Annotated in this window: 5 protein-coding genes; 3 read left to right on the plus strand and 2 right to left on the minus strand. The window is 42.7% G+C overall.

All coding sequences use genetic code 11. The features are described from left to right. Window positions 1–187: 187 nt before the first annotated feature. The 3 genes from AB1422_16400 (at window position 188) to AB1422_16410 (ending at window position 1,667) form a co-directional block, all read left to right on the plus strand. Window positions 188–412: a hypothetical protein gene (locus tag AB1422_16400; GenBank protein MEW6620887.1), complete on the plus strand. Its 225-nt coding sequence runs from the start codon at window positions 188–190 to the stop codon at window positions 410–412. Between the two features lie 354 nt (window positions 413–766). Further along, on the plus strand, window positions 767–961 hold the full coding sequence (locus AB1422_16405; GenBank protein MEW6620888.1) for a hypothetical protein: 195 nt from the start codon (window positions 767–769) through the stop codon (window positions 959–961). Beyond that, a complete protein-coding gene (locus AB1422_16410) occupies window positions 912–1,667 on the plus strand; it encodes a hypothetical protein (GenBank protein MEW6620889.1) in 756 nt (251 codons plus the stop codon). Before AB1422_16405 ends, AB1422_16410 begins: the two co-directional genes overlap by 50 nt. Before the next feature lie 171 nt (window positions 1,668–1,838). Here AB1422_16410 and AB1422_16415 read toward each other — a convergent pair whose 3' ends face one another. Next, the gene (locus AB1422_16415; protein ID MEW6620890.1) at window positions 1,839–2,966 is read right to left on the minus strand and encodes a tetratricopeptide repeat protein; all 1,128 of its coding nucleotides are present in this window, start codon (window positions 2,964–2,966) and stop codon (window positions 1,839–1,841) included. A gap of 109 nt (window positions 2,967–3,075) precedes the next feature. Next, a partial coding sequence (locus AB1422_16420) for a caspase family protein (GenBank protein MEW6620891.1) occupies window positions 3,076–5,316 on the minus strand: 2,241 nt, incomplete at its 5' end.

Raw genomic sequence — 5,316 nt, forward strand, 5'->3', positions numbered from 1 at the left:
GAGGGGTATGAGGGTCGGAGGGGTATGAGGGTCGCATCTTGAATTGTGAATTATCTCTGTTCGACCCTTCTCCCTCTTAACTCTCTATATTTTTAGACAATTATGTCCATTTGGCTTGCCTTCCCTTATTTCTTATGATAAAATGGGAAAAAATAGAATATGAAAATTCTACCTCATCCTTCATTTAATGTCCCATAGGGACAATATATCGGTAAATGGCTTTCCACAAATTTTCTACCAATATATCGTTCCTACGGAACTGATTGATTTATCTATCTATTCCTACCGATATTATGTTCCTAACGGAACGATTATTCTCATACCTTATTTATGGGTATTATCCTATGTAAACTTCCAGTTAATAACCGCTATAATTGGTTATTTGGATGCATTATTTCCCTCCCCAATTTAAAACTTAGTATTGGGTTAAGTAAGTTCTTTCACAGTTTAAGGGATATACCATTACAAGATGTGTTCCCTTCCATCTCTCCATCATTTATCTTTGACCATACCTCTATCTTTTGCTTAAAAGGAATGTTGGGGTCAGACCGTGAATGTTGAATGTAGAAGAAACTGCTTTCTACATTCAAGGTCTGACCCTAATCTTATCTTTATCGCCCCACCGTTTTAATTTAAAAATTATTTCACAAAAAGTTTGACTTTTTTGATTAAATTAAGTATAATACAGGTATGTTGAAACATTTTGGATAAAAAATTGTAACCTGTGCAGGTAACTTTAGACCTGTGTCCGAAAAGGAGATTGAAGATGAAGGAACTTTTTAAAAACAGACCATATTTGGAAGGAAATATGATTGAAGAAGAAACTTTAGATTGGTACAATATGTCTCCTGTAGAACGTTTTATTGAATCTCAGAAACTATGGGAGGTCTTTGTGCTTCTTGGAGGAAATTATGAGCCAGAGCCCGATAGCCAGAGTCCTTTCCACTTTTTTAAAACATAAGGTAAAAGCCTTGTTGATTGGAGGGCAGGCATGTATTCTTTATGGAGCAGCAGAATTTAGCCGTGACATTGACATAACAATTATGCTCTCTCCTGAAAATCTTAAAAATCTCAAGATTGCTTTAGATGACCTTAAGGCTGAAAGAATTTTTGTCCCTGATATTTCTGAAGAGATATTATTGAAAGGGCATGCCTGTCATTTTCGATGTCAGAGAGAAGATATAAAAGGGTTGAGGATTGATATTATAGGGATAATGCGGGGGGTAAGTTCCTTTCCTGAGTTATGGAAACATCGAGAAGAGGTTGAGTTACCTGAAATAGGAAAAGTAGCCGTAATAGGTCTTCCTGAGCTTGTTAAGGCTAAGAAAACCCAGCGAGATAAAGATTGGTTAATGATTAGACGCCTAATTGAAGGAGATATTTATAGGGCATCTGTTAATCCACCACAAGACAAAGTATGTTTCTGGCTCCTTGAATGTAGAACACCAGAATTGTTAATATCATTGGCTAACAAATATACTCTTATTGCTTCGCAACTGGTGGAAAGACATCCACTTTTGCAATTTGCTATTGAAGGTAAGAGAGAGGAAATTCAAAAGCTTCTACGGGAAGAAGAGGATAAAGAAAGAATTCTCGACCAGCAATATTGGGCGCCACTGAAAGCCGAACTGGAGGTATGGCGACATAACATCGATAAGAACAGGTAATAGTTCACGACACATAAATTAATGGTTTATCTCTAACAATTTTCGATTTTTAATTTCAAAGTAACTATTCTGCCACTGATTAACACGGATTAGCACGGGAATGTTGGGGTCAGACCGTGAATGTTGAATGTAGAAGAAACTGCTTTCTACATTCAAGGTCTGACCCTAATCCTACAACTCTCTGTATCTTTCAATCTGATTACTGTATGCCGGATGTTTGTCCTTAAAACGATGAAGATCAAAGAGCACCAGGTGCTTGATGTCTGCTTTTGTCGCTATCTCAATTGCCTTTGCCTCCTGGGCATATTTATCTGCCTCCTCCTGTCTGCCTGAAAGAAAATGAGTCACAGAAAGGCTTAACAGGGCGTAATATCTCTTTTCCTCAATACTGTAGAGTGACACAGCTTCTCTTCCTGCCTCAAAAAACCAAACACCATTATTCTTATCAAGCTTTGCAATGTTATCATCATTAATCAGACTCACAAGCCTGTCCTGGTATCTAACTGCCATGTCAAGATCACCCATCAACCAGTAGGCAATTGCTATCTCACAGTATGTCAGGAGAAATTCATAATCCAGGGTCAGGATCAGTTGGTAATTCTCTATGGCATTGCGATAATCCCCTTTTTTCAGGTAAAGGTAAGCCAGATTATCCAGGTAATGCTCATTCCATTTGGAAAGACGCACTGCCTGTTTGTACATCTTAAGGGCATCTTCTGTTTTGTTTTGCTTCTGATAGATAATTCCCAATCCAAAATAGGCTGAGGCTGTTTCTGTGGCAGATTTCAGGGCTTTTTTATAGTACCCCTCAGCCATTGCCATATTATCTAAGCTGGCATAGAGATCACCCATCAGGACAAGGGCATGGGGGTCTTCCCTGTCCTCTTCTAAAATAAATTCAATCTGCCTTTCAACAACCTCAGGGATATAATCCTCCCCCCTCATGTATTCATACACTTCTGTTTTAAAGATACCCATCTGTGCCTCAGGGTTCATCTTATCCAGATTCAGAACATTATTAAATTCCCTTTTTGCGGCTTTGTAGCGGCTGTTGTCGAGAAAGGATTTGCCAAGTTTAAGATGGCGTTTTACCATCTCCTTCTGATTCTTTAGCTTGGCTAACTTTTCATCATATTCAGCCTGTTCCACGGCAATTCTTTTCAGGGGATGAAATATCGATACCTTATATATAACCCCTGCTATCAACATGGCAATAATAGAAAGGGATACACAAAGTACCGGTAAATGGGTATTTATCCAATTGATAGTTTTTGATGTTTTTTGAAGGATATTGTTCATAGTTTTTCAAGTTAAGCTGTTCGTCGTAACCCGGTTTAGCGGGTGCTCTCAGCAGAAACAACCGCATAAATGCGGTTACTACGAACAAACTTTCAAATTCCTACCAGCATTAACGCCCTTCTATGTTGGCAATCGCGAAGAAATCACCCGTGATATTTCGCATGGGAATCTGCTCAAATCCCCACCGCTTTTTGGTAATTTTAGGAACTTCTTCCCTTACAAAGTCTGAAAGCTCATCAATGGTTATAAGGCCATCTTTCTTACTCTCTGCCATTCCCATTATACCCTGCAAGAGAGTATAGGTGAATACACCGTGGCCGTTATATCCTTCGGTTGCTTGCTGTGTATCAGTGGTAGCGGCAAGGCAGGCGCGGCCTGTAGCACGCATCAGTCTGTCAATAGCGGTCTTCTCTTCCATCCCACGCATCTCCCCGGCAAAAATTCCGGCATAGCAGGTGTCAAGAATGATCAGGCTCTTAAGGGCAGGTATCTCTTCAAGCAAGGATGTGATTTTTTCAGAAGAAAGGCTGGCCTTCTTCAGGGTTTCCCTGTTTTCATAGACCGCTTCATAAGGGACGAAATAGTAATCCCCCTCACTCCCCATACCATGCCCGGCCAGATAGAGAACAAAGACATCACTCGTTTTGACCTTTTTGGAGAGTGTTCTAAATGCCTTCTCAATATTTGTAGTGTTCGCCTCTTCGTTTATCAGAGGTTTAATCTCTATATCCCTGAACAGTCCCTTTCCACTCTTCTTTAATTCACGGGCAATTGTCTGAGCATCGGTATGGGCAAACTTGAGTTTCAACGCCCTGTCTCTGTAGTCTGTAATGCCCACAGCCAGCACATAAAGGCAGGGGGCATCCTTAAGTGGGTCGTTCACTATAATGGTGATCTCTTCAGGCTTTGAGGCGATATTGCCCTGCTTGTTATAGGATGTTACTGAAATGGTGTTTGTTCCATGATTAAGGGTGAATTTCTTAGGTATTACACCCGATGGGCGGCTGATTTCGAGACCTGCAGGGCGGGTCTCTTCTACAGAGGAAGCCACCAGCACACCGTTTACCCGGTACTCAGTCCTTCCAATGCCGCCTCCCCTGTCACTTAGAGAAAAGTCAAGGGTAAAGTCCCTGGTGTTTATCCGGGTATCCTTTGAAAGAATCTCTACCACAGGCGGCAGGCCTGAGGCAATGAGTTTATCTATGCTGCCGATTCTATCAAGCTCTGCCCGGATTTGCCTGTCATATCCACCCTGAATCCTTTTAGCTACCAGGTCAGGCCGGTAAAAGAGGTCATAAACCTGCTCCACGCTTACATAATCAGATTCCCTGTCCTGTCCGCGATTGATATGATAGCCCACATAGCGGGCACCGCCTTTAGATGAGGTGAAAAAACCATCAGGGCTCCAGGCCACCCACTGTCGGTCAGTGCCATAAAACAGGGTCATAAGCAGCCTCCCTGTCTTTACCTCCCAGAGCATTACTGTCTGATCATTTGAGCCTGACACAAGAAGCCTTCCATCAGGGGATACGGCCACAGCCCATACATCACTGGTGTGGCCAATAAACTGCTGTAGTTCCCTGCCTGTTTGGGTATCGTATGAGGTAAGGACACCGTTATCACCTCCACTGATGACTGTTTTTCCATCAGCGGTGAGGGTAAGACTCAGATGCCTGTCGCCAGTAGTGGGATCTCTAGTGATTTCATGGATGACCTCGCCATCTTTCAGTATTTGGAGGGTTGGGTGAATCATTCCGTCTTCTGTGCCTATGGAGATAGTGCCGAGCTTTTCTATGGCTCTTATATAGCCATCAGCTTCTGAGGAGTCAGGCCCGGGGCACAAATCACCGGTTAGACCGTTGATGATGAAGCTTTTTTCAAGGGGGCCATATTCAAACAAACTCTTCTGTTCATATATATTCCCCCAGGCAATAGCCCTTCCATCCCTGGAAAAGCCCACACTCCAGACACACCGGCCATTGCCAATTAGCTTCTTCATTGCCTTACCGGTCATTAAGTCCCAGAGCCATATCTCATTATCACTACCTCCGCCTGTGGCCGCAATAGAGCCGTCAGGTGAGATGGCTGTGGCAATGACAATGTTTGTGTGCCCCGCAAAGCTTGAGATGCTCTTGCCTGAGGGGATGGAGAAGACATTAACAGTATATCCGCTACCATATCCACAGCCAGTAAGCACATATTTCCCATCCGGTGAAACAGTCAGGCTGTCAACAGTTGTTTCCTGCCTGGCAAGCACCTTAATAAACCTGCCTGTTCTGCCGTCCCAGAGGCGGATGGTTTTATCATCACTGCCTGAAAGGATGTATCTGCCATCAGGTGTAAAGGCAGC

Source organism: bacterium, assembly GCA_040757115.1.
Classification (GTDB): domain Bacteria; phylum UBA9089; class CG2-30-40-21; order CG2-30-40-21; family SBAY01; genus JBFLXS01.

Coding starts and splice junctions, on each gene's coding strand:
- AB1422_16400 (MEW6620887.1), top strand. CDS start 188: ATGTCCCATAGGGACAATATATCGGTAAATGGCTTTCCACAAATTTTC.
- AB1422_16405 (MEW6620888.1), top strand. CDS start 767: ATGAAGGAACTTTTTAAAAACAGACCATATTTGGAAGGAAATATGATT.
- AB1422_16410 (MEW6620889.1), top strand. CDS start 912: ATGAGCCAGAGCCCGATAGCCAGAGTCCTTTCCACTTTTTTAAAACAT.
- AB1422_16415 (MEW6620890.1), bottom strand. CDS start 2,966: ATGAACAATATCCTTCAAAAAACATCAAAAACTATCAATTGGATAAAT.